Genomic DNA, 22,840 nt, shown 5'->3' on the forward strand with positions numbered 1-22,840 from the left:
GTCCTTCCCGACACTATGACAAGCCGGAGGCTCGGACAAGAGGTTCGCTGACATCGATGTCAATCAGTGGGCGTTTATGTGCGAACAACCCTTGTCCGCAAAGATATTTACCGGTAACGATGTCTGGAGCGAGGTTACGCAGACGATCGAAGGAGCCCGGATGCGCCGACCACGATGGATAGTCGCCTCGATGGCCCTGAGCCTGCTGGGCGCCGTGCTGATCGGGAGCCCGGCGCGCGCCGCCGGCGCCTCGTTCGGCTCGTCGTTCGAGTCCGGCGACCCGCAGCCCGACTGGACCGACACCCCCGAGCGCGCCGACGGCGTGGACGGCGTCATCAGTGCCGGCATGCCGGGCAGCCTGCGCGCGCACGTCACCGCGATCGCGGTGAACGCGCAGCCCAACGCCGGCGAGAACGGCAACAACCTCAACGACGGCGACGCCGCGACGAAATGGCTGGTGGACACCTCGCCGAGCTGGGCGCAGTACACGCTGGACGCCCCCGCGACAGTCGTGAAGTATGCCCTGACCAGCGCCAACGACGCCCCCGAGCGCGACCCGCGGGACTGGACGCTGCAGGGCTCCGCCGACGGCACGACCTGGACCACCGTCGACACCCGCGCCGGCGAGACGTTCGGCGAGCGGTTCCAGACCAAGGTCTACGACGTGGCGACGCCGGCCGAGTTCCCGATCTACCGGCTGACGATCACCGGGCACCCGTCGGGCAACCTCACCCAGCTCGCCGATCTCGAGCTCGCGGACGCCAACACCGCGCCGCCCCCGTCCGGGCCGCCGCAGAGCCGGGTGGGCAACGGGCCGGCCAGCTCGCCGACCGCCAAGGCCGGCGCCGGGTACACCGGGCTCAAGGCGTTCACGCTGGCCGGGCGGCACACGGCGGCGGGGCGCGGCTACGCGTACGCGAAGGTCTTCGACGTCGATGTGACCGTGCGTGCCGACACCGAGCTGTCCTATCTGGTGTTCCCGGAACTCAACCGGACCGATCTGAGCAATCCCGCGACGTACACGGCGGTAGATCTCGCCTTCACCGACGGCACCTATCTCTCCGGTCTCAAAGCGGTCGACCAGCACGGGATCGTGGTGAGCCCGGCCGCGCAGGGCGCGTCCAAGACGCTCTACACCGCGCAGTGGAACCTGCGGAAGTCGCGGATCGGCGCGGTCGCGGCCGGTAAGACCATCGACCGGATCCTGGTCGGTTACGACAAGCCGAGCGGGCCAACGCAATTCCGGGCCTGGTTCGACGACATCTCGATCGCGAAGGTCGCGCCCGCGAGGCCCAAGGCCCACCTTTCCGAGTACGCGGACACGCGTCGCGGAACGCAGTCGTCCGGTGATTTCTCGCGGGGCAACAACTTCCCCGCCACCGCGGTGCCGCACGGTTTCAACTTCTGGACGCCGGTGACCGACGCCGGCACGACCAGTTGGCTCTACCAGTGGGCGCGGCAGAACAACGCGGCGAACCGGCCCACGATTCAGGCGTTCTCGGCCAGTCACGAGCCCAGTCCGTGGATGGGCGACCGGCAGACGTTCCAAGTGATGCCATCGGCGGCCACCGGCGTTCCGGACGCCACTCGCGCGAATCGGGCGCTCGCCTTCACCCACGACAACGAGGTGGCCAAGCCGTACTACTACGGAGTCACCTTCGACAACGGAATGAAGACCGAGTTCGCCCCGGCCGACCACGCGGCGCTGTTCCGCTTCACCTTCACCGGGGACGCCGGCAACCTGATCCTCGACAACGTCAACGGCAACTCGGGCCTCACCATCGACGCCGCGAACCAGGCGTTCTCCGGCTGGTCCGACGTCAACAGCGGCAGCCTTTCCGCCGGTTACACCCGCATGTTCGTCTACGCGACGGTGGATGCCCCGATCACCGCGAGCGGAATGCTGCCGGCCGGCAATCGGCCGTCCACCGGATACCTCAAGCTTTCCGGCAAGACCGTCAATCTGCGGATCGCGACCTCGCTGATCAGCGTGACGCAGGCCAAGCACAATCTCGAGCTGGAGCTCGCGGCCGGCGACACGGTGGAATCGGTGCGGGATTGGGCCCAGCGCCTGTGGGACAAGAAGATGCGCACCATCGAGGTGGAAGGCGCGTCCGAGGACCAGCTCACCACGCTCTACTCGAACCTGTACCGGCTTTTCCTCTACCCGAACTCGGCCTACGAGAACACGGGAACCTCGGCTCAGCCGGTCTACAAGCACACCGTGCAGTCGGCCGTGACCTCGCCGTCCAGCACGCCGACCGAGACCGGGGCGCCGGTGAAGGACGGCAAGGTGTACGTCAACAACGGTTTCTGGGACACGTATCGCACGACGTGGCCGGCCTATTCGCTGCTGACTCCGAGCGAGGCCGGCGAGATGGTCGACGGGTTCGTGCAGCAGTTCAAGGACGGCGGCTGGATCTCGCGGTGGTCGGCGCCCGGATACGCGAACCTCATGGTCGGCACGAGTTCCGATGTGGCCTTCGCCGACGCGTACCTGAAGGGGGTCAAAGGCTTTGACGTGGAGGCGGCCTATCGGGCCGCGCTGAAGAACGCGACGGTGACCCCGCCCAATCAGAACGTCGGGCGCAAGGCGCTCGCGTCGTCGATCTTCAAGGGCTACACGCCGAGCGACGCCACCGGCGAGGCGATGTCGTGGGCGATGGACGGTTACATCAACGACTTCGGCATCGCGAACATGGCGGCGGCCCTGGGACACCGGGAGGAAGCCGAGTACTTCCGCAACCGGGCACAGAACTACGTCAATATGTTCGACCCCTCGGTCGGGTTCTTCCAAGGCAAGGACTCGAGCGGCAAGTGGCGCCGGACCCCCGACCAGTACGACCCGCGGGTGTGGGGCTACGACTACACCGAGACCGACGGCTGGAACATGGCGTTCCACGTGCCGCAGGACGGTCAGGGACTGGCCAACCTGTACGGCGGGAAAGCCGGTCTCGCCGCGAAACTCGACCAGTTCTTCGACACCCCGGAGACGGCCGGATTCCCCGGCTCCTACGGCGGCACCATCCACGAGATGCTCGAGGCCCGCGACGTGCGCATGGGTCAGTACGGCCACAGCAACCAGCCGTCGCACCACATCCTCTACATGTACGACTACGCCGGCCAACCTTCGAAGACGCAGGCGCTGGTGCGAGAGGCGTTGTCGCGGCTCTATTTGGGCAGTGAGATCGGGCAGGGCTACCCCGGCGACGAGGACAACGGCGAGATGTCCGCGTGGCAGGTGTTCTCGGCGCTCGGCTTCTATCCGCTGCAGATGGGCAGCCCCGCGTACGCGATCGGCTCGCCGCTGTTCAAGAAGGCCACGGTCCACCTCGAGAACGGGCGGAAAATCGTCGTCAACGCGCCCCGGAACAGCGCTGCGAACGTCTACATCCAGGGCCTGAAGGTCAACGGCAAGGCCTACAAGTCGACGTCGCTGCCGCATTCCCTGCTGGCGAAGGGCGCCGTTCTCGACTTCGCGATGGGTTCGAAGCCGTCGTCGTTGGGCGCCGATTCGCCGCCGCCGTCGCTCACCAAGGGCGACGCCATCGCGACTCCGCTGCGTGACCTGGCCGCCCCCGGCACCGGCACCGCGTCGATCCCCGCTCTCGTCGACGACACCAGCACGACCCGGGCCGCGGTCGACGGCGGCTTCGCGTACACCTTCGCGAACGCCGGCGAGCGGGCCACCTACTACACCCTCACCTCGGCCGACACGACCGGGACCGACCCGGCCGCCTGGAGCTTGAAGGGCTCCGACGACGGCACCACCTGGACCACCATCGACCGGCGCGCCGGCCAGACCTTCGACTGGCGCCTGCAGACCCGGCCCTTCAAGATCGCTTCACCGGGCCGGTACAAGTACTACGCGCTGGAGCTGACCGGCAGCCTCGCCGAGGTGGAGCTGCTCGGCAAGCCGTAGACAGCCGGCCGGGTCGCTATGGCCCGGCCGGCCGCAGCGGCGCGGCGAGCTCGGCGAACCGGCGTGCGATCGCCGGCTCGCCGGGCAGGTCCAGGATGGGGGCGAGGGCGGCCGCCCACCCGTGGCAGAACAGCTGCCACCCGTCGTGCGCCACCAGATCCCCGCGCCGCCGCGCCTGCCGGAGCAGGGCCAGGTCACCGCGATAGTTCAGGTCCCACACCACGGCCGCCCCGGGAAACGTGACGTCCGCCGAGAGCGGACTGCCCGGCCGGTCCTTGCCGAGCCCGGTGGCATTGACCACGAGGGTGCCGCTCGGGCTGCTCGCGACCAGCGTGTCCCACGGCCCGGCGCCGACGTGCACGCTGATCCGCTCCGCCCACGGCGTCAGGACCGTCCGGAGATGGCCCGCCGCCGCATCGCTCCGATCGGCGAAGACCATCCGCCGCGGCGATTCCGGGCGGGTCAGCAGGTGACGGCCCAGGGCGATCGCGCTCCCGCCGGCCCCGAGGCACACCACCTGCTCGCCGCCCGGCCAGATCTCGTCGACCACCCGCCCGACCGACATCGGATCGCGCGCGAAGCCCGACAGAACCCCGTCCGCCCACCGCAGCGCGTTCACCTCGCCGCACTCGTTCGCCATCGGGTCGAGCCAGTCGATGAGGTCCCCGGCCGAGCGCCGCACCGCGACCTTGTGCGAGGTGATCACCGCGCCCCGCGCCGCGCCCGTCCTCAATTCCGAGAGCAGAGCGCGGTACGTCCCCGCCGGCGCGCCGACCGGCACGTCCCGCCCGACCAGCCGGATCTCACGGCCCAGGTCGGCCATCCAGAGCGGAAAGGCCGCGTTGACCAGAGACCGGCCGGTCGACACTCCCACGAACCACAGGGTCGCCGTCATGCCCCGATCATGCCGCTTCAGCCGCGCCGGCCGGTGGGGCGGAAGTAGTGGCAGTTCACCCAGTCGGCCAGGTCGACGCCGAGCGTGCGGGCCTCGGTGTCGGCGGTGCGGAAGTGGATGCCCAGCAGGATCCGGGCGTCGACCACCTCGGCGCGCAGCACCCGGCCGTCGTCGTAATGCCGGACGGCGCCGGGCACCGCGGTGGAGGTCAGCGTGAGGTTCAGCCGGGAGCCGACGACGTTCTCCAGCGTCCGGGAGGACGAGGCGATCACCGCGTTGTAGCCGCTCACGTAGTCGGGGTAGTTCGGCGTGGTGAGCAGCGGGGTCCAGGACGGGTCGGCGGCGGTCGCCGGGTTGCCGTCCGTGTCGGCCAGCTGGATGGCGGTGATCGGCCGCCAGTAGGCGCGGTCGAGCTTGGTCTGCCAGGTCACGATCAAAGCGTCCAGCACCGTCATGTTGACCGCCGCGAACATCCGGGCGGCGTCCACGATGTCCAGGTGGCGCGTCGCGGCCTGGTCGCGCAGCGCCGTGTTGACCTGCACCGCGACGTTGCCGGAGAAGAACAGCGCGGTGTCGGTCTGCGCGGGCGTGCGGGCCGTGGAGGTGGCCGACCCGAGCGCCTTCACCTCGGTGAGATCGCGGGTGTACCGGCGCGACGTGAGCGCGGGCGGCGCGGGCGGGGCGAACTGGGCCACGTTCCGGGCGAGCAGCGGGGTCACCCCGCCGAGCCAGGGCACGGCCATCGGCGCGTTCAACGGCGGGGTGGGCCGCCAGACGCCCGGCGCCGGAGCGCGGGTGTACTGCACGGGCGCGTACCGGCCGTCGTTGGCGCGCAGGTCGATCAGGTCCTGCGCCACCTGCTCGCCGTAGGCGATCCCGGCCGTCTTGGCGGCGCCGTCGGGCACCCCCGCCAGCGAGGTGGCAAGAGCGCTGTCGAGCGCGGACTGCGCGTACGGTGAATAGGTTTCCAGAATCTTGTGTCCTGCTGCCGCAGCGGCCGCGGTGGCCGACGCTCGCCGCGGGGCGGGAGCGTGCCGGCGGTAGGACTCGTAGCGCGGATGCACGCCGACGACAGCGTCATACATGGCGGCGTGCGTGAACGCGACGTAGATGAAGGTTTCCTGCGGCGCCTCGCCGGTGTCGCCCAGCAGGGTCGTCGTGGCGATCGCGTTCCAGTCGGAGATCACCGATGCCGTCTCGGGCGGAGGCGACGCCTCCACCGGCCCGGCAAACGCTGGGATCAGAGCGACGGCGGCGGCCGCCACCGCGACGCGGCGGACAGTGCTCATGACGAACTCCCTCCCCTTTGTTCCGGGTTTCAGCTTTGTTCCGGATTCCAGCGACGACGCTGCTCCGGCGCGCGGGGACGCACCCTCGGCCGGACGGCCGTTTCCGCTGGTAGATCTCGGACTCTTCGCGGCCTTACGGCAGGCGGAGGCGGGCCTGGACGGGCAGGTGGTCGCTCGGGTACTGGCTGCCGTCGCGGTACGTGTTGGCCAAGGTGGCCAGCGCGGTGACTCCCGGCGAGGCGAGGATCCAGTCGTCGCGCTCGCCGTCGCGTACCAGAGCCTGGTAGTTGTGGATCGTCGCCCATGCCGGGCCCCGGCGCAGCGTCTCGGTCCAGGTGTCGCGGAGGGCGGCCCGCTCGACCATGAGCCGGTAGACCTCGCTCTCCGGCTCGGCGGCGCTGTTGAAGTCGCCGGTCATCACGATCGGCAGCGGGTCGAGCTCGGCGAGCCGGTCGCCGATGAGCGTCGCGCCCTGGCGGCGGGCGTACTCGCTGACGTTGTCGAGGTGGGTGTTGACCGCGTAGAAGTGGCGGCCGGTCTCAAGGTCGGCGAAGAGGACCCAGGTAACCATGCGCCGGTGGGCCGAGCCCCAGCCGATCGATCCGGGGACCTGCGGGGTCGGGGAGAGCCAGTAGTTGCCGGACTTCTGCGGCAGCAACCGGGCCTTGTCGAAGAAGATGGCCATGTGCTCGCCGAGGTCGCCGCCCTCGCGGCCCTCGCCGATGTAGTCGTAGCCCTCGCCCAGGTCGCTCCGGACGTCGCGCAGCTGGCCGGCAAGCCCCTCCTGGGTGCCGATCAGGTCGGGGTGCTCGGCGGTGAGCAGCGTCCGCATCACCGGGCGCCGCTGCGCCCACGAGTTCGGCGGGACACTCCCGGCGTACCGGAGGTTGAAGGTCATCACGTCGAGGTCGGTGCGATCGGCGGTGCCGGCGAGCGTGTCGATGGCGGAGGAGCCGGGATCGGGGCCCGCGATCGACGCGGCGGCGGGTTTCGGGGCCGCAAAGGTGGCGAGGGTGGTCAGTGCCATGAGGCTCAGCGCGAAGGCTCGAATCTTGGGCACCGTTCCACAGTAACGGCGCTGTTCGGATGGGCCCGCGCTCCGATAGCGTCACGCGATGCAGCTGTCCTGGGTGAGCCGGCAGTTCGAGACCGGGGCCGCCGCCACCACGCGGAGCCGGCTGATGGTCGACGGGCTGCTCGCCCTCGTCCTCTTCGGGCTCACCCTGCTGCCGCTGAGCGCGGCGGATTCGGTCACGCCGTGGGCCTACGTCGCGGCGGCCGGGCAGACGCTGCCGCTGGTGCTGCGCCGGCAGAGCCCGCTGCTGGCCAACATTCTGATCGCGCCGAGCGCGATCGCCTACGGCTTCGCCGGATGGCCGAGCCCGCTGGTCCCGCTCGGCGCGCTGGTCGGGCTGCATGCGATCGCGGCGTACGGCAGCCGGGCGCAGTCCTATTTCTTCCTGGCGCTGGCGCTGCTGGGGACGCCGGTCGTGTTGCTGTCACGGCCGGCCGAGGCGGAGCCCTACGAGTGGCTGAACGTCGCGCTCGCCGCGGGGGTCGCCTGGCTGGCCGGCACGCTGAGCCGGTCGCGGCAGCGGGAGGAACGGCAACGCGAGGAACGGGCCGCGGCGGAGCGGGCCCGGCACGAGGCCGAGGCGGCGCGGGCGGTCGCGGAGGAGCGCAACCGGATCGCGCGCGAGATGCATGACCTGCTCGGGCACTCGGTGGGGGTGATGGTGGTGCTCGCCGAGGGCGCCGCCGCTCGCGCCGAGACCGGCGATCCGAGCCCGGAGACGCTGGAGCGGATCGCCGCCACCGGGCGGGAGGCGATGACCGATCTACGGGCGATGCTGCGCCAGGACGATGAGCGCCGGCCGCTGCCGACCACCGATGATCTCCCGGCGCTGGTGGAGACGGTGCGGGAGGCGGGCATGACGGTGGAGCTGCGTTCGAGCCTGCCCGGCGCGGTCGGCGGGGCGGTGGGGCTTGCGGTCTACCGGATAGTTCAGGAGGCGCTGACCAATGCCCGCAAGCACGCTCCGGGCGAGCCGGTCACGGTCGAGATCGCCGAGGGACCGGTCGTGACGGTGACCAACCGCGCCGGGAATGATCTCGGGAGGGAGACCGGCGGGCGGGGGTTGCGGAACATGCGGGAGCGGGCCGCGAGCATCGGGGCGCAGCTGGAGTGCGGGCGGGACGGGGAGACGTGGCGGGTGACGCTTCGGTCGGGCGGGGCAGACGGAGCTGACGAATGATTCGGGTGGTGCTGGTCGACGACGAGGAGCTCGTACGGGTCGGGCTGCGGATGATTCTGGAGGCGCAGCCCGACATCGAGGTGGTCGGGGAGGCTGGCGACGGCGAAGGCGCGGCCGCGCTCGTACGGGCGACCGAAGCCGACGTCGTGCTCATGGACATCCGCATGCCGAAGGTCGACGGCATCCGGGCGACCGCCGAGATCGTGGCCGGAAGCCCGGAGCCACGGGTGATCATGCTGACCACCTTCGACCTGGATGAGCACGTGCTCGACTCGCTGCGGGCCGGGGCCTCCGGGTTTCTCGTGAAGGACACGCCACGGGCGGGCCTGATCGACGCCGTGCGGGTGGTGGCGGCCGGGGATGCGCTACTGACGCCGAGTGCGACCCGGCGACTGCTGGCGGAGTTCGTGAAGACGGCGCCGAGGCCCGAAACGAGGGCCAGCGCGGTGCTCACGCCGCGGGAGGTCGACGTGCTGGTGGCGCTGGCGCGCGGGCGCAGCAACGCGGAGATCGCCACCGACCTCGTGGTCAGCGAGCACACCGTGAAGACGCACGTGGGCAGCATCCTCGCGAAGCTCGGCCTGCGCGACCGGGTGCAGGCGGTGATCTACGCCTTCGAGGAGGGCATCGCCACGCTGCCCCGGAGGGGTCATTCGCCCTGGTAGGGCTCGATGTGCGGGAACGGGTAGCCGAGCAAGCCGAAGTAGACGAAGCAGAAGGCGGCCAGCAGCAGGACGCTGACCGCGCCGAGGACGATGCCGGCGCGGGCCGGCGCCGGGCGGCGGCCGGTGTGATCGGTGGGGCAGAGCAGGCCCAGGACGATGGCGATCAGGCCGGCGAGGGGGCCCGGGGCCGGCAGGAAGCTGAGGAGGCCGGCGATCAGCGAGCTGGTGGCGAGGGGTCGCGAATCCATGAGCGGGACGCTACGGACGGCGGCGGCGTGGCACATCGCCGTCGAGAGCGATCGCCGGTCTGGTCCTTTTTACCGAGTTATGGTTCGGATCATGTCAGAAGATCTCCTCTGGGGTGTCATCACGGCCGGCTCGCTGGGGACGGTGGCGACGATCAAGAAGGATGGGCGGCCGCAGCTGTCGGACGTCAGCTTCCACGCCGCGGACCGGCTCATCCGCTTCTCCACCCGGACGGCGCTCGCGAAGGTGCACAACCTGCGCCGCGACCCCCGGGTGAGCATGAAGGTGACCGCCCCGGACGGCTACGGGTACGCGGTGGCCGAGGGCACGGCCGAGCTGAGCGCGGTGTCGTGGGCGCTCGACGACGCGGTGGTCGAGGAGCTGATCGAGGTCTACCGGCTGATCGCGGGCAAGGAGCACCCGGACTGGGACGACTACCGCCGGGCCATGGTGGCGGACGGCCGGCTGGTCGTCCGCATCCACGTCGAGCACCTATACGGCTGGGTCCAGGGTTAGCGCATAGAGGAAGAGGCGCTGCTCCGACGGGAGCGTGACCGACCGCAGGCCCGCGCCCACCGGGATCGTCGCCTCGAAGAGGCTCACCGGTGGGCCGTCGACGCCCTGGCCGGCCTTGATTCGGTGGTCCATCGCCAGCGCGGTCGTCGTGCCGGTGGTCGCGCTGCCGCACCAATCGGCCACCGTGAGCGGCACGTCGGCGCTCGTCCCGTCCTCGTAGCCGAGGGTGATCGCGCCGCCGACCGGGCCGTTGTGCGAGGTCAAAATAAAATGTACGGATCTTGCGGCGGACTCCGGAAGCAGCAGCGACTGGCCTTTCGCCTGCACGAAGTTCGGCGCCGTCCCGGTCGGGTCGGGCGCGTCGAAGGGCACGCCTCCCCACGTCACCGGGCCGGCGGCGGGCAGCAGCGCCGCGTCGTAGCTCCAGCCGCCGCCGTCGAAATTTCCCTCCGCGGGCGACGAGACGGTCGCGGTCCCGTCGCGGTCGAGCCGACCGCCGAGCGACACGGCGCACCGGGAGTCACTGACAAAGGCGCAGGTCAAAGGCTTACTGACGACCAAGCTCGCCGTCGTTTCCACCGGCTGGGCGCCACTCACCGTCACTTTCAGCGGGTACGAGCTGAGCACCGTCCCCGCCGGAGCCGACACCGTCACCGTCCCTGAGGCGGCGGTCGGCCTCCGATGGGAGACGATTGGCCCCGGCTGGCGGACGGAAACTTGCCAGCCCTCGGGAGCGGTCACCGCAAGACGCGGGTGCAGCACGCCGGGCGCCTGCCCGACGATGTCCACGGTCAAGGTCACGCTGCCGCCCGGCGCCAGCGCCGCCGACGAGGGCCGGACCGAGGCGTCCAGGTGGGTGCGGGAGTCGGCCGGGGCCTGGTTGACCGAGGGCGGCTGGTCGGCCGCCGCGGTGCCCCACGACGACGGCGTGGTCCCGAGGGTGTGCGCGATCGTCCCGCCCGAGCCGATCGCCGACCAGGGGATCCAGTTCCGCGACTGCGCACGCCCGTTGACCTTGACCCGCTGGATGTAGCGGTTGGCGTCCGAGGCGCCGGGCGCGGTGATCGTGAGAGTGGCGGCCCCGACTTGCACGAGCGCCGACGGGAACTGCGGGCTCGACACCGCCAGGAAGTTCGCCCCGCTCATCGTCGGGTAGAGGCCCAGCGACGAGAAGACGTACCAGGCGCTCATCGTGCCGAGGTCGTCGTTGCCGGTCATCCCGTCCGGCCCGGTGGTGAACAGGGTCATCGCGGCGCGCACCACGGTCGCGGTCTTCGCCGGCGCGCCGGCCCAGTGGTACGTGTACGGCGCGAGCAGGTCGGGCTCGTTGTTCGGGTTGTAGGTGGGCTTGGCGTAATAGTCGTAGGGGCTGGCGATCCACTGGTTGCGGGCGGTTCCCGCCGGGTCGGTCAGCAGCGACGGGTACGCGAAGAAGTCGTCCAGCCGCTTCTCGGTGGCCTTGCGCCCGCCCATCAGCCCCACCAGCCCCGCCGGATCCTGCGGCGCCAGCCATTGGTACTGATACGCCCCGCCCTCATGGAACTGCTCGGCCGCCGCGACCGGGTCGTACGGCGTCAGCCAGGTGCCCGCCACCGTGCGCGGCCGGAACTGCTTGATCGAGGAGTCCCAGAGGTTGCGGTACCACTGCCCGCGCCCGGCGAACATCGCCGCGTCGGCCGTCTTGCCCAGGCCCCGGGCCATCAGCGCGAGGGCCGCGTCCGCCGCCGCGTATTCGAGCGTGGCCGAGGCCGGGTGCTGGCAGTCGTTGTCGCCGCCCTTGGCCACGCAGTCCGTCCCGAGCCGCAGGCCGGACGGGATGTAGCCGCGGGCGCTGTAGTAGTCGACCCCGGTTCGCCCGTTGTACGGCGACGACGCCGGCGGCTGGCTCGTCGCGTTGGCGCGCAGCAGCGCGTACGCCTCCTCCTCGTGCCCCCGCAGCAACCCCTTCGACCACGCCTCCACCAGGAACGGCGTGACCGGATCGCCGGTCATGATGTTGGTTTCGCTGTCGGCGAGCGCCCATCGCGGCAGCCACCCGCCGTCGCGCCCGATCGCCACCACGGACAGCGCCACGTCCCGGGCCACGTCCGGGGTGAGCAGCTCGAGCAGCTGGTTCTGCGGGCGGTAGGTGTCCCAGAGCGAGAAGTTCTGGTACGGCGTGTAGCCGTCCGCTTTGTGCACGGCGCGGTCGAATCCGACGTACGAACCGTCGACGTCGCCGGCCAGGTTCGGGTGCAGCAGGGAATGGTAGAGAGCCGTGTAGAAGGCGACGCGCCTCTCGTCCGTACCCCCGTCGATCTTGATTTTGGCAAGAGCGGCCACCCACTTGGCGCGCAGCGACGCACGGACCTGGTCGAAGTCGAAGGTGTCGCCGGTCTCGGCGGCCAGGTTGGCGCGGGCGCCCGCGACGCCGGTGTAGGACAGACCCACCTTGACCGTGACGGTGTTGCTGGAAGACGCATCGAACGTGACGGAGGCTCCGTTACCGCCCGATCCGGACGCGTCCCTGCTGCCGGTGGAGAGGGTCGACCCGCGCCACGTGCCGAACGACGCGAACGGGCGGTCGAACTGGGCGGTGAAGTAGACGGTGTGGTCGTCCTTGCCGGCGCAGAAGTTGCCGGCGTGCACGCGCCCCTCGACGGTCCGGTCGCCGACGACGTGGATCTCGGAGTCGAAGACGGACTGATTGGCCTTTCCGGTGTTGAACAGGACGTTCGCCGCCGTGGTGGACGGGAACGCGTAGCGCTGCCAGCCGGTGCGCGCGGTCGCGGTGAGCTCCGCTGATATTTGATATTTGGTCAAACCCACCCGGTAGTAGCCCGGCGTGGCCTCCTCGTCGTCGTGCGAGTAGGCCGAGCGGTAGGCGGCCGGGTCGACGCTCGTGATCGCGCCCGTCGTCGGCATGATCGGCAGCTCGCCGGCCACGCCGCAGCCGACCCCGGAGAGGTGCGTCTGGCTGAAGCCGTAGATCGAGGTCTGCCGGTAGTCGTAGCCGCCCTGGCCGCCGGTGTCCGGGCTGACCTGCACCATGCCGAAGGGTGCGCTCGCGCCCGGGAAGGTATTGCCGAAGTTCTCGGTGCCGACGAACGGGTTGACAAGATCAACAGGGTCCGCGGGCGCTTTGTTCAACGGCGCCACAGCCATCGTGGCGGCGAGCAGGACGGCGGTGACTGAGGGGAGCATCGCAACCTCCGGTGATCTTCCGTCTCTATGACAACGTTGTCGCAACAGAGACGAATGTCAATGGAGCTGCACCCGAATTGCACCCGGCGCCACAGGTTCTGCCCAGGGAAACCCTCAAGCGCGGCGCGGTGATCCCGATCTCCGGTACATCCGTCCATCCCGGGACGGACATCCACCGACGGAGCGCCGATGACAGGCAGGGTTGCACTGAGCCGCTGGGCGCGGCTGTGCCTCGTGGTCGGCGCCGTGGTGGTGGCGTTCGCGGTGGTCCTCGGCGCGGCCGTCGGCGGCGCCCGCACCGCGCAGCTGGTCTCCAACTTCGGGCTCTGCTACGCCGCGATCAGCGCGGCCGTCGCCTGCCTGCTGCGGGCGCACCAGTTCCGCGGCCGGATGCGCGGCGGCTGGGCGTTCATCGGGCTGGGCGTGCTCAGCTGGGGAATCGGCCAGGCCTCCTGGGTCTACCTGGAGACCTTCCGCGGCGTCGAGGCGCCGTTCCCGTCGATCGCCGACGCCGGCTACCTCCTGATGGTCGCGCTCACCCCGGTGGGCCTGCTGATCATGCCGAGCCGTACGCAAGCGCTCGCCAACCGCGTCCGCAGCGTGCTCGACGGCTTGATGGTCGCCGCCTCGCTCGTGCTGATCGCCTGGATCTTCGTGGTCTCGCCGCTGATCGAGGCCGGGCAGGACACCGCGCTCGCCCTCTACGTGAGCCTGACCTACCCCCTCGGCGACGTGGTCATCACGACCATCGTGATCTACATGCTCGCCCAGCAGCGCCGGCGCGGGCGTACGTTCTCGCACCTCGCCCTGGTCGGCGGCGGCATCGTCGCGTTCGCGGTCTCCGACATCGCGTACGCCTACCTCAACCTCAAGGGCGAGTACTCGTCCGGCGGGATCACGGACATCGGCTGGTTCGCCGGCTTCTCGCTGATCCTGCTCGCCGCCACCAAGCCGGTCCCGCCGGCCACCGACGAGGACGACGCCACCACCGACGGCGGCCAGCCGATCGGCATCCTGCTCCCCTACGTCGCGGTGCTCGCGGCCCTGTTCACCACCGTCATCTGGTACGCCAAGACCGGGCACAGCAACCTCTTCGTCGCCTACACCCGGTCGGCGCTGATCCTGCTGATCGTGGGCCGGCAGCTGCTCACCCTCCGGGAGAACCGCGACCTCACCCGTACGCTCGAGGCCCGCGTCGCCGATCGCACGGCCGAGCTGTTCGCCAGCGAGCAGCGGTTCCACGCGCTCGTGCAGCACAGCTCGGACGTCGTCACCGTGGTCTCGCCCGAGGCCGACGTGCTCTACCAGAGCGAGTCGGTGCAGCGGGTCTTCGGCTACCCGGCGCGGGTGCTCACCGGTCGGCGGCTCACCAAGCTCGTCGACCCCGAGTCGGCCGTCCGGCTCGCCCAGGCGCTGCGGCAGGTCGCCGGCCGGCCGTACGCGACGACCGTGCTCGAACTGCCGGTGCGGCACCGCGACGGCCGGGTCCGCCAGGCCGAGATGACCATCACGAACCTGCTCTCCGACCCCAGCGTCGCCGGGCTCGTGCTCAACACCCGCGACATCAGCGAGCGCAAGGAACTGCAGGCCCAGCTGGTGCACGAGGCGTACCACGACGCGCTCACCCAGCTCGCCAACCGCGCGCTGTTCCGCGAGCGGGTCGCCGAGGCGCTGCGCGACCGGATCCCGTCCTCCTCCGACGACGTCACGGTGCTGTTCCTCGACCTGGACGGCTTCAAGGAGGTCAACGACAGCCTGGGGCATCTGGCCGGCGACCAGCTGCTGGTGCAGGTGGCCGACCGGCTGCGGGCATCGGTCCGCGACGGCGACCTGGTGGCGCGCTTCGGCGGCGACGAGTTCGCGGTGCTGATCCGGGCCGATCACGACGGGGACGACGCCGAGCGCGTCGCGCAGCGCATCGTCGAGGTCCTGGAGCAGCCGTTCGGCAGCGACACCCGCGACATCCACGTGCAGGCCAGCATCGGCCTCGCCTCGGCGTCGAAGCTGGGCGAGCCCGAGGGCGACGGCGCCGAGCAGCTCATGCGCAACGCCGACCTGGCCATGTACAAGGCGAAGTCGGCCGGCGGCAGCTGCTACGCCGCCTACCACCCCGACATGCTCGCCGGCCTCGTCGCGCGGCTGGAACTGGAGGCCGACCTGCGGCTCGCCCTCGAGCGCGGCCAGCTGCACCTGCACTACCAGCCCACTGTCGACCTGGCGACCAGCGAGGTCATCGGCTTCGAGGCGCTCGCCCGCTGGCAGCACCCCGAGCGCGGCATGATCCCGCCGGCCGAGTTCATCCCGATCGCCGAGGCGACCGGCCTGATCGTGCCGCTGGGCCGCTGGGTGCTGCGCGAGGCGTGCCGCAAGGCGGTCGAGTGGAGCGCCCAGTCGGGCGGCCGCAAGGTCAAGATGGCGGTCAACGTCTCGGTGCGCCAGTTCGACCGGGCCGACCTCGTCGAGGTGGTCGCCGGGATCCTCGCCGAGACCGGCATGCCGGCCGACCAGCTCTGCCTCGAGATGACCGAGAGCGTGCTGATGACCGACACCGACGACAACCTCGAGCAGCTGCTGCGGCTCAAGGCCCTCGGCGTGACGCTGGCGATCGACGACTTCGGCACCGGCTACTCGTCGCTGGCGTACCTGCGCCGCTTCCCGGTCGACACCCTCAAGATCGACCGCTCGTTCGTGGAGCGCCTCGGCGCCCTCACCGACGACACCGCGCTCGCCGACACGATCGTCCAGCTCGGCAAGAGCCTCGGCATGGCCACGGTCGCCGAGGGGATCGAGGAGTTCGGCCAGCTCGCGGCGCTACGCGAGATGGGCTGCCACTTCGCCCAGGGCTACTACTTCTCCCGCCCGGTCCCCGCCGACGAGGCCGGCCGCCTGTTCCTCGACGGCGCCGACGCCGTCCGCTGATCCGCCCCTTCCCTCCGAGTTCTCTTCCCCGAGGAGTTCCATGTTCACGGGCACCATCGCGCCCGGGCTGTCCCTGTCCCCGGACGCCCTCCGCCTCATCGACGTGCCGACGCCGTACCTGGTCACCGACCTCGAAACGGTCGCGGCCCGGTATGAAGCGTTCACCGCGGCGATGCCCGGGGTGGCGACCTTCTACGCGATGAAGTGCAACCCGTCGCCCGAGATCCTCCGGACGCTGGCCGACTCGGGCGCCGGCTTCGAGGTCGCGTCGATCGGCGAGCTGCGGATGCTCCAGGCGCAGGGCGTCGACCCGGCGGGCGTGCTGTACAGCAACCCGGTCAAGCCGGTCGGCCACATCGCCGCCGCGGCCGCCGCCGGCCTGTGGCGCTTCGCCGTCGACTCCCCCGGCGAGCTCGCCAAGATCTCGGAGGCCGCCCCCGGCGCGGCCGTCTACGTGCGCCTGCGCGTCGACGACACCACCAGCGTCTTCCCGCTGTCCCAGAAGTTCGGCACGGACGTCGAGGACGCCTACGACCTCATGCTGCTCGCCGACCGGATGGGCCTGCGGCCGTACGGCGTCACCTTCCACGTCGGCTCCCAGTGCGAGAGCACCAGCGCGTGGCGCTCCGCGATCCGCGCCGCCGGCGAGTTGATGGAGCGCCTGCTGGCCGACGGCATCACGCTGGAGATGCTCGACCTCGGCGGCGGCTTCCCCGCCCGCTACCTCGCCACCGAGCCCTCCATCGAGCAGATCGGCGCGGTCATCGCCGGCGAGATCGAGGTCCTCCCCTACCGCCCCGCGCTGATCGCCGCCGAGCCCGGCCGCCACCTGGTAGCCGAGTCGTCGGTCATGGCCGCCACCATCATCGGCCGCGAGATGCGCGGCGACGAGCACTGGCTCTTCCTGGAGGTAGGCGCCTACCACGGCCTGATCGAGCCGATCCAGACCCCCGGCGGCTGGGACTATCCGATGTGGACGTCACTCGCCGACCACACTTCGGCGCCCCGCCTGCGCTACACGTTGACCGGGCCGACATGCGACAGTTCCGACACCATCGCGTACGGGGTGGAGCTGCCGGCCACCCTAGCGGTCGGGGATGTCGTCTACTTCGGATCGGCGGGCGCCTACACCCTGGCGTACGCTTCGTCCTTCAACGGTTTCCCCCCGCCCACCCCGCTGTTCGTGGGCGGCGACCGTTGATGCTGTGCCGCAAGCCGACGTCTTGCCGCCGGCGATCGTTGATGACTTGCCGCTCGCCGCGAACGGCGACTAATCAACCCGCGATGCACGGGCGGCGCCCTCGCCGCCGGGCAAGCTGACCACCTCGCACCGCGCGCCGGCCGAGGCGGCACGGCCCGCCCTGCCTTCGGCCGGGCCGCTGACCGCGTCGTTGGCCGAGTCGCGCACCGCGGCGGCAGCCGAGTCGCGCACCGCGGCGGCGGCCGCGCCGCGGGCCGTGTCGGTGGCCGCGCCGCGGGCCGTGTCGGTGGCCGCGCCGCGGGCCGTGTCGGTGGGTGGGAGTGGGCGGCGTGGGCGGCGGCGGGCCGGGCCTGGCGGGATGCGGCGGGCCGGGCGGGTGCGTGAGTTGCTCGTTTCCGGGATCGTCGACTCCTTCGGGATGGCGCTGGGCTGGACCGTCATCGTGCTGCTCGCGACCGCGCGCGGCGGCTTGGCCGAGGCGGCTCTTTACAACGCCGCCATGCTCGGCGGCGTCGTGCTGTCGGCGCCGGTCACCGGCTGGCTGTCGCGGCGGCTGAACGGGCGGTCGCTGCTGCGCCGCGCGGCCGGGGTCGAGGCTGTCCTGCGCTTCGCGGTGCTCGGCGGCCTCGTCGCCGGCGCGCCACCCGCCGCGATCGCCGCCGGGATCGTCCTCATGCACGTGGCGGCGTGGGCCGGCTTCGCCGGGATGCGCGCCGAGGTCAGCGCCGTCGACGCCTCACCGCGTTCGATGACCCGCTACGCCGTGTGCATCGCCGGCGTCGAGGCGGCCGGCACCGCGCTGGCCGCGCTGCTGCCCAACGGCCCCGACGGCTACCCGACCGGCTGGCTGCTCCACGCGGTCTTCATCGTCTACATCGGCTCGTTGCTGCCCACCGTGCTCACCGCCCGGCGCGCCCGGATAGCGGCCCATCCCCGCGCGGCGAGCAACTCGAGCACCGCAAGCAGCTGGGGCACGGCGACCGGCTCGGGCACGACGACCCGCTCGGGCGCGGTGAGTGGGCCGGGCACGGCCACTGGGTCGGGCGAGGCGGGCGGGCCGGGCACGGCGAGCGGGCCGGGCTTCGGTGCTCCTGACGGCCTGGCCGGAGGTCCCGTGGTCGAGCGGTTCCGGCATTCAAGGCGGCAACCCTTCCGCCTGCCCTCGCCGCGGCTGTTGGGGGCCGGCGGTGGTGTCATGCTGCTCGCGGCGGGGCCGGCTCTGCTTGCCATCCCGGTGACCGAGCAACTGCACGGCGACGGGTGGGTGGCCGGCGCGGCGGTGGCGTTCAGTCTGGGGTGCCTGCTCTCGACGACCGCGGTGGAGTGGATCGGCAAGCTGCATCTGCCGGTCGTGCTGCGCTGGTCGCTCTGGGGGCTCGGGATGCTGGCCGGATGGATCCTGGCGCCCGCCTTCGCGCCGATGGTGCTGGTCGCGCAGTTCCTGGCGGGGTTGAGTCAGACGGCGTTCGAGGGTGACATGGACGCCCGGGTGGCCGCCGACGCCTCGCGCGAGTCGCTCACCCGGAACCTCGCCTACGCGGCGTCGGTGCGCGCGCTCGGCGGGGCGATCGCCGTGCGCACGCTGCCGATGCTCGTCGCGGCCTCGGCGATCGGCACCGTGGCCAGCGCCGCCAGCCTCGTCCTCGGCGTCACCGCCGTCGTCGTCTGGACCGGGCTGAACACCGCCCCGCACATCTTCCGCCGCCTCGCTCACTGACGGGACGGCCTCCGCCGCCTCGCGCGCCGACCTCGTTCTCGGGCGCGCCCGTAAATCGCTTGACCGGGATGCCGGGCGTCGACAGACTCCTCGCCATGACAACCCCGCACCGCATCGTGTGTTCCTCCGGTGCTGTGCGCGGGCTGCCGGGCTGATGACCCTCTAGCGAGCGGCGCGCACCACTTGACGCACCGGGACCTTTCGATCCCGGAGACTTCGCATGTCGCCGTACCGTTTGTATCTGCTTGTTTGTGGTCTTGGCTCGTTCGCGGGCCGGACCGCCTTCACCCTCAATCTCGTCTATCAGGCCACCGTCGTCGGGCTGTCGCCGCTTCAGCTGGTGCTGGTCGGGACCGTGATGGAAGGGGTCTGCTTCGTTGCCCAGGTGCCTACCGGTGTGATCGCCGACGTGGTGAGCCGGCGGCTGTCGGTCATCGTCGGGTATCTGCTGATGGGGGTGGGGCTGCTCGTCTGGGGGTTGTTCCCCTCGTTCGCGGCGGTGCTCGTGGCCAACGTGATCTGGTCGATCGGGGCGGTCTGCGTCGACGGGGCCGAGGAAGCGTGGGCCGCCGACGAGATCGAGCCCGACCGGGTCACGAGCGCCTTCGTGCGGGGCGGTCAGGTCGGGCAGGCCGGATCGTTGCTGGGGATCCTGGCGGCCATCGTGCTCGCCTATGCCGGACTGGCGGTGCCGATTGTCGTGGGTGGCGCGTTGACGCTCGCTCTCGGCGTACTCGTCATGGTCTTCATGAAAGAGGAACGCTGGACGCCCACCGCGACCACCCACTCGATGCGACGGCAGGTCGTGGCCGGAGGCCGCGCGGTCCGCGGCAGCACGCTGCTGGCGGGGATCGTGGCCGGGACGTTCTTCGCGGGGCTGAGCAGTGAGGGTTTTGATCGGCTCAGTCAGCCGTTCCTGCTGCCGTTCGTCGGCGACCGGCCGATCGAGCTGGTCTTCGGCGGGCTCGCGATGGTGGCGGCGCTCGGGTCGATCGTGGTGACCGGGCTGGTCGGGCGGCGGCTGCATGACGGGCATCCGCGGCGGGTCGGACGGCTGCTCGCCGTGGTCGAGGGGGTCACCGCGGCTGCCATGATCGGCTTCGGGCTGTCGGGGCAGTGGTGGGTGGCCGTGCCGCTGTATCTGCTGGTGCGGCTGCTGCGGGACGCCGCGGACCCGATCATGAGCGTGTGGCTGGTGTCGGCGACCGAGGCGGGGTCGCGGGCCACGGTGTTCTCGATCCAGGCGCAGGCCGATGCGCTGGGCCAGATCGCCGGCGGTCCTCCGGTCGGCGTGGTGGCCCAGCGCGCTTCGATCGGCGCCGGCATCTCGGTGGCGGGGCTGTTCCTGCTGCCGGCGGTGGCGCTGTTCGGCCTGGCGGCCCGGTCGTCAGATCCGGTGCGGGCCGACGTGGTCGTCGAGCCACTCCCGTAAAGGCCAACTTGTCCGGAAAAATCCGGCAAGTCGCTTCTGGGCTTCCGACGTGCCCAGCCAAGCGGCGGGCTCCCATTCCGTCCAGGTGGTGAGTCCCTTGTGGCGCAAGAGATCCACCCGGGGGTGATCCTTCGGATAGCCCCTGGGTGCGGTCTTCAGGCTGCTGTGCCCGTGAATGTCGACGTCGCCCTTCTCGATGCCCGCGATCAGGTCGGTCAGCTGCTTGCCGGTGCGGTCGTTGGCGACGGCCTTGCGGTAGCGGTCGAGCTGGTCGGGCTCGAGGTGGTACATCCCGCAGCCGGCCGCGAGCCCGTCCGCGGAGAGCTGGATGTATCCGCCCCGCTCGATCCAGGCCCCGAGGTGCGTCTTGTAGGGCGACTTGTCGTTGCTGAACCGCACATCACGGTACGGCCGGAAGATCTTCCCCGGCCCGAACTCCGGCTCCAGGGCCGCGAGCAGCTCCAGCATGGGGCCGCGCACCTGCTCCTCGTAGAACGGGAGGTGGGCGGTCCAGTAGGTCTTGGAATTGTCGGCGGTGAGGCCTTCGTAGAACTCGAGCGCCTCACTCGGCCAGCCACGGAACGTCACCCCGCGAGTCTAGGGAAAGTTCCGGAACCGTGGCCCGATCTCGTGGCCGACCTGCGCGGTCATCACACCTCAAGATCAGAAAGCGCTTCCTGAGCCGCTAGCAGGCATTGACAGGCGTAGAAACAGCGGTTCACAGTGTCGTATCGAAGAGCGCTTTCACAGCCCGTTCCCCGACGGGACATTGCTCGGAAACATCCCCCAACCAGGAGTCGCCCCATGACATCCCCAGTCCTGGACGGGCTCGGGACGCGCCGGCGCCGGCCGTCACCGACCCGATTCCTCGCCTTCACCGCCGGGCTGGCCGGCCTGCTGGCCACCTTCCTCCTCGCCGCCTCGCCCGACGCGAACGCCGCCGAGGTGGTCGTCTCGCAGGGCAAACCGGCCACGGCGTCGTCCACCGAGGTCGCCGGCGCCTACCTGGCGACCGAGGCGAACGACGGCAACAACGGCACCCGCTGGGCCAGCACGTGGTCGGCCACGCAGTGGTGGCAGGTGGACCTCGGCGCGACCACCTCGGTCAGCCGGATCGCGATCAACTGGGAGGCCGCGTACGCGACGGCCTTCACGATTCAGTTCTCCACCAACGGGTCCGCCTACACGCAGGCGTACTCGACGACCACCGGCACCGGCGGTCAGCAGAGCATCGCGGTCACCGGCAGCGCCCGGTACGTCCGGATCAATCTGACGACGCGGGCGCTGGCGGCGTACGGGTACTCCTTCTGGGAGTTCCAGGTCTTCTCGGGTGGCACCACGACGCCGCCGACCACGCCGACCACCACCCCGCCCACCTCGAGCGGCGGGGCGAAGCTGCTGTCCTACAACAAGCCGGCGCGCGCATCGTCCGAGCAGAACGACGCGAACTGCAACCCGTGCACGGCCGACAAGGCGTTCGACAACGACCCGGCGAGCCGCTGGGCCACCAACCCGACCGGCGGCTGGGTCGACCCGGGCTGGATCTACGTGGACCTCGGCGCCACCGCACAGGTGAGCCAGGTCGTGCTGCAGTGGGACCCGGCGTTCGGGCGGGCCTACCAGATCCAGGTCTCCGGCGACGCTGCGAACTGGTCGACGATCTACTCGACCACGACCGGTGACGGCTTCAAGGATGTCATCAACGCCACCGGCAGCGGGCGCTACGTCCGGATGTACGGCACGGCGCGCAGCAGCGCCTACGGCTACTCGCTGTGGGAGTTCAGCGTGTACGGCACCGGCGGCAACCCGACGACGCCGCCCGCCAAGCCCGCCGACCCGACCTTCCCGGCCACCCGGCTGGTCTTCTCCGACGAGTTCAACGGCGGCTCCGGCACGCGCGTCGACCAGTCGAAGTGGACGATCGACCCGGGCACCGGGCAGAACGGCGAGCAGGAGTACTACACCAACGGCGACAACGCGGCCATGGACGGCCAGGGCCACCTGGTCATGACGGCCCGCAAGGAGGCCGTGGGCGGCCGCGACTACACCTCACACCGGATGAACACGGGCGGCAAGTTCACCTTCCAGTACGGCCGGGTCGAGGCGCGGATCAAGGTGCCGAAGGGCCAGGGCTTCTGGCCGGCGTTCTGGATGATGGGCGCCGACTTCCTCACCGGGCGTCCGTGGCCGTACAACGGCGAGGTCGACATCATGGAGGTGCTCGGCAAGGACACGTTCACCAGCTACTCGACGCTGCACGCGCCGATGTACAACGGCGGTGGCGGCTACGGCAGCTCGTACAAGGCGGCCGGCGGCGCGGACCTCTCCGGCGACTTCCACACCTGGGCCGCCGAGTGGGACTCGAAGGGCATCAAGTACTTCCTCGACAACACCCAGGTCTTCTACGCCAGCAAGGAGACGGTGGAGAACACCCGGGGCGCGTGGATCTACGACCACCCCTTCTACCTCATCCTGAACCTCGCGGTCGGCGGTGACTGGCCGGGTCCGGTCGACGCCACTACGCCGTTCCCCTCGCAGATGCTCGTGGACTACGTCCGCGTCTACCAGTGACGGCTCGGGGCGGGGCCTTCTCAAAAGGC

General features: G+C 70.7%; 16 protein-coding genes. 9 read left to right on the forward strand and 7 right to left on the reverse strand.

Annotated elements, in window-relative coordinates; all coding sequences use genetic code 11:
- Positions 1 to 160 precede the first annotated feature (160 nt).
- Positions 161 to 3,922, forward strand: coding sequence for a GH92 family glycosyl hydrolase (locus ACQPZX_RS39725; RefSeq protein ID WP_433367488.1), 3,762 nt, complete (start codon positions 161 to 163; stop codon positions 3,920 to 3,922).
- Between the two features lie 16 nt (positions 3,923 to 3,938).
- Here the strand turns inward: ACQPZX_RS39725 and ACQPZX_RS39730 are convergent, their stop codons facing one another.
- The 3 genes from ACQPZX_RS39730 to ACQPZX_RS39740 form a co-directional block, all read right to left on the reverse strand.
- A complete protein-coding gene (locus tag ACQPZX_RS39730; RefSeq protein WP_433367491.1) occupies positions 3,939 to 4,817 on the reverse strand; it encodes a shikimate dehydrogenase family protein in 879 nt (292 codons plus the stop codon).
- Between the two features lie 17 nt (positions 4,818 to 4,834).
- Positions 4,835 to 6,106, reverse strand: coding sequence for a vanadium-dependent haloperoxidase (locus tag ACQPZX_RS39735; protein WP_433367494.1), 1,272 nt, complete (start codon positions 6,104 to 6,106; stop codon positions 4,835 to 4,837).
- Between the two features lie 133 nt (positions 6,107 to 6,239).
- Positions 6,240 to 7,166, reverse strand: a complete 927-nt coding sequence (locus tag ACQPZX_RS39740) for an endonuclease/exonuclease/phosphatase family protein (protein ID WP_433367497.1) — start codon at positions 7,164 to 7,166, stop codon at positions 6,240 to 6,242.
- 55 nt (positions 7,167 to 7,221) lie between these two features.
- Between ACQPZX_RS39740 and ACQPZX_RS39745 the strand changes: the two genes are divergently transcribed.
- Together ACQPZX_RS39745 and ACQPZX_RS39750 are read left to right on the forward strand one after the other, a co-directional pair.
- Positions 7,222 to 8,361 (forward strand): sensor histidine kinase, encoded by a 1,140-nt coding sequence (locus ACQPZX_RS39745; protein WP_433367499.1) that lies wholly within the window; start codon positions 7,222 to 7,224, stop codon positions 8,359 to 8,361.
- Complete coding sequence (locus ACQPZX_RS39750) at positions 8,358 to 9,026, forward strand: response regulator (RefSeq protein WP_433367502.1); 669 nt, start codon at positions 8,358 to 8,360, stop codon at positions 9,024 to 9,026. Before ACQPZX_RS39745 ends, ACQPZX_RS39750 begins: the two co-directional genes overlap by 4 nt.
- Here the strand turns inward: ACQPZX_RS39750 and ACQPZX_RS39755 are convergent.
- A complete protein-coding gene (locus ACQPZX_RS39755) occupies positions 9,011 to 9,274 on the reverse strand; it encodes a hypothetical protein (RefSeq protein ID WP_433367505.1) in 264 nt (87 codons plus the stop codon). The genes ACQPZX_RS39750 and ACQPZX_RS39755 overlap by 16 nt on opposite strands.
- A 91-nt stretch (positions 9,275 to 9,365) precedes the next feature.
- Between ACQPZX_RS39755 and ACQPZX_RS39760 the strand changes: the two genes are divergently transcribed.
- Positions 9,366 to 9,788: a PPOX class F420-dependent oxidoreductase gene (locus ACQPZX_RS39760; protein ID WP_433367508.1), complete on the forward strand. Its 423-nt coding sequence runs from the start codon at positions 9,366 to 9,368 to the stop codon at positions 9,786 to 9,788.
- Here ACQPZX_RS39760 and ACQPZX_RS39765 read toward each other — a convergent pair.
- Positions 9,765 to 12,971, reverse strand: coding sequence for a GH92 family glycosyl hydrolase (locus tag ACQPZX_RS39765; protein ID WP_433367510.1), 3,207 nt, complete (start codon positions 12,969 to 12,971; stop codon positions 9,765 to 9,767). The two genes, ACQPZX_RS39760 and ACQPZX_RS39765, sit on opposite strands and share 24 nt — an antisense overlap.
- Before the next feature lie 189 nt (positions 12,972 to 13,160).
- On the opposite strand from ACQPZX_RS39765, the gene ACQPZX_RS39770 reads away from it, so the two are divergent.
- A complete protein-coding gene (locus tag ACQPZX_RS39770) occupies positions 13,161 to 15,890 on the forward strand; it encodes a putative bifunctional diguanylate cyclase/phosphodiesterase (protein ID WP_433367513.1) in 2,730 nt (909 codons plus the stop codon).
- A gap of 40 nt (positions 15,891 to 15,930) precedes the next feature.
- Positions 15,931 to 17,091, forward strand: a complete 1,161-nt coding sequence (locus ACQPZX_RS39775; protein WP_433367516.1) for a type III PLP-dependent enzyme — start codon at positions 15,931 to 15,933, stop codon at positions 17,089 to 17,091.
- A gap of 69 nt (positions 17,092 to 17,160) precedes the next feature.
- Here the strand turns inward: ACQPZX_RS39775 and ACQPZX_RS39780 are convergent, their stop codons facing one another.
- Positions 17,161 to 17,532 (reverse strand): hypothetical protein, encoded by a 372-nt coding sequence (locus ACQPZX_RS39780; RefSeq protein ID WP_433367519.1) that lies wholly within the window; start codon positions 17,530 to 17,532, stop codon positions 17,161 to 17,163.
- Here ACQPZX_RS39780 and ACQPZX_RS39785 point away from each other — a divergent pair.
- Both ACQPZX_RS39785 and ACQPZX_RS39790 read left to right on the forward strand, forming a co-directional pair.
- Positions 17,510 to 18,808, forward strand: coding sequence for a hypothetical protein (locus tag ACQPZX_RS39785; protein ID WP_433367521.1), 1,299 nt, complete (start codon positions 17,510 to 17,512; stop codon positions 18,806 to 18,808). The two genes, ACQPZX_RS39780 and ACQPZX_RS39785, sit on opposite strands and share 23 nt — an antisense overlap.
- A gap of 220 nt (positions 18,809 to 19,028) precedes the next feature.
- The gene (locus tag ACQPZX_RS39790) at positions 19,029 to 20,240 is read left to right on the forward strand and encodes an MFS transporter (protein WP_433367523.1); all 1,212 of its coding nucleotides are present in this window, start codon (positions 19,029 to 19,031) and stop codon (positions 20,238 to 20,240) included.
- Here ACQPZX_RS39790 and ACQPZX_RS39795 read toward each other — a convergent pair.
- A complete protein-coding gene (locus ACQPZX_RS39795; RefSeq protein WP_433367526.1) occupies positions 20,196 to 20,828 on the reverse strand; it encodes a DUF2461 domain-containing protein in 633 nt (210 codons plus the stop codon). The two genes, ACQPZX_RS39790 and ACQPZX_RS39795, sit on opposite strands and share 45 nt — an antisense overlap.
- 216 nt (positions 20,829 to 21,044) lie before the next feature.
- Here ACQPZX_RS39795 and ACQPZX_RS39800 point away from each other — a divergent pair, with 216 nt between their 5' ends.
- Complete coding sequence (locus ACQPZX_RS39800) at positions 21,045 to 22,811, forward strand: galactose-binding domain-containing protein (protein WP_433367529.1); 1,767 nt, start codon at positions 21,045 to 21,047, stop codon at positions 22,809 to 22,811.
- Positions 22,812 to 22,840: the final 29 nt, after the last annotated feature.

This window comes from Actinoplanes sp. CA-142083 (assembly GCF_050942195.1).
In the GTDB taxonomy this organism is placed as follows: Bacteria; Actinomycetota; Actinomycetes; order Mycobacteriales; family Micromonosporaceae; genus Actinoplanes.

Excerpts from the sequence above, each read along its gene's own strand:
- ACQPZX_RS39725 (WP_433367488.1), top strand. The coding sequence starts at position 161 with ATGCGCCGACCACGATGGATAGTCGCCTCGATGGCCCTGAGCCTGCTG.
- ACQPZX_RS39790 (WP_433367523.1), top strand. The coding sequence starts at position 19,029 with ATGTCGCCGTACCGTTTGTATCTGCTTGTTTGTGGTCTTGGCTCGTTC.
- ACQPZX_RS39750 (WP_433367502.1), top strand. The coding sequence starts at position 8,358 with ATGATTCGGGTGGTGCTGGTCGACGACGAGGAGCTCGTACGGGTCGGG.
- ACQPZX_RS39735 (WP_433367494.1), bottom strand. The coding sequence starts at position 6,106 with ATGAGCACTGTCCGCCGCGTCGCGGTGGCGGCCGCCGCCGTCGCTCTG.
- ACQPZX_RS39775 (WP_433367516.1), top strand. The coding sequence starts at position 15,931 with ATGTTCACGGGCACCATCGCGCCCGGGCTGTCCCTGTCCCCGGACGCC.
- ACQPZX_RS39785 (WP_433367521.1), top strand. The coding sequence starts at position 17,510 with ATGGCGCTGGGCTGGACCGTCATCGTGCTGCTCGCGACCGCGCGCGGC.
- ACQPZX_RS39765 (WP_433367510.1), bottom strand. The coding sequence starts at position 12,971 with ATGCTCCCCTCAGTCACCGCCGTCCTGCTCGCCGCCACGATGGCTGTG.
- ACQPZX_RS39760 (WP_433367508.1), top strand. The coding sequence starts at position 9,366 with ATGTCAGAAGATCTCCTCTGGGGTGTCATCACGGCCGGCTCGCTGGGG.
- ACQPZX_RS39770 (WP_433367513.1), top strand. The coding sequence starts at position 13,161 with ATGACAGGCAGGGTTGCACTGAGCCGCTGGGCGCGGCTGTGCCTCGTG.
- ACQPZX_RS39780 (WP_433367519.1), bottom strand. The coding sequence starts at position 17,532 with ATGACGGTCCAGCCCAGCGCCATCCCGAAGGAGTCGACGATCCCGGAA.
- ACQPZX_RS39730 (WP_433367491.1), bottom strand. The coding sequence starts at position 4,817 with ATGACGGCGACCCTGTGGTTCGTGGGAGTGTCGACCGGCCGGTCTCTG.
- ACQPZX_RS39745 (WP_433367499.1), top strand. The coding sequence starts at position 7,222 with ATGCAGCTGTCCTGGGTGAGCCGGCAGTTCGAGACCGGGGCCGCCGCC.
- ACQPZX_RS39755 (WP_433367505.1), bottom strand. The coding sequence starts at position 9,274 with ATGGATTCGCGACCCCTCGCCACCAGCTCGCTGATCGCCGGCCTCCTC.
- ACQPZX_RS39800 (WP_433367529.1), top strand. The coding sequence starts at position 21,045 with ATGACATCCCCAGTCCTGGACGGGCTCGGGACGCGCCGGCGCCGGCCG.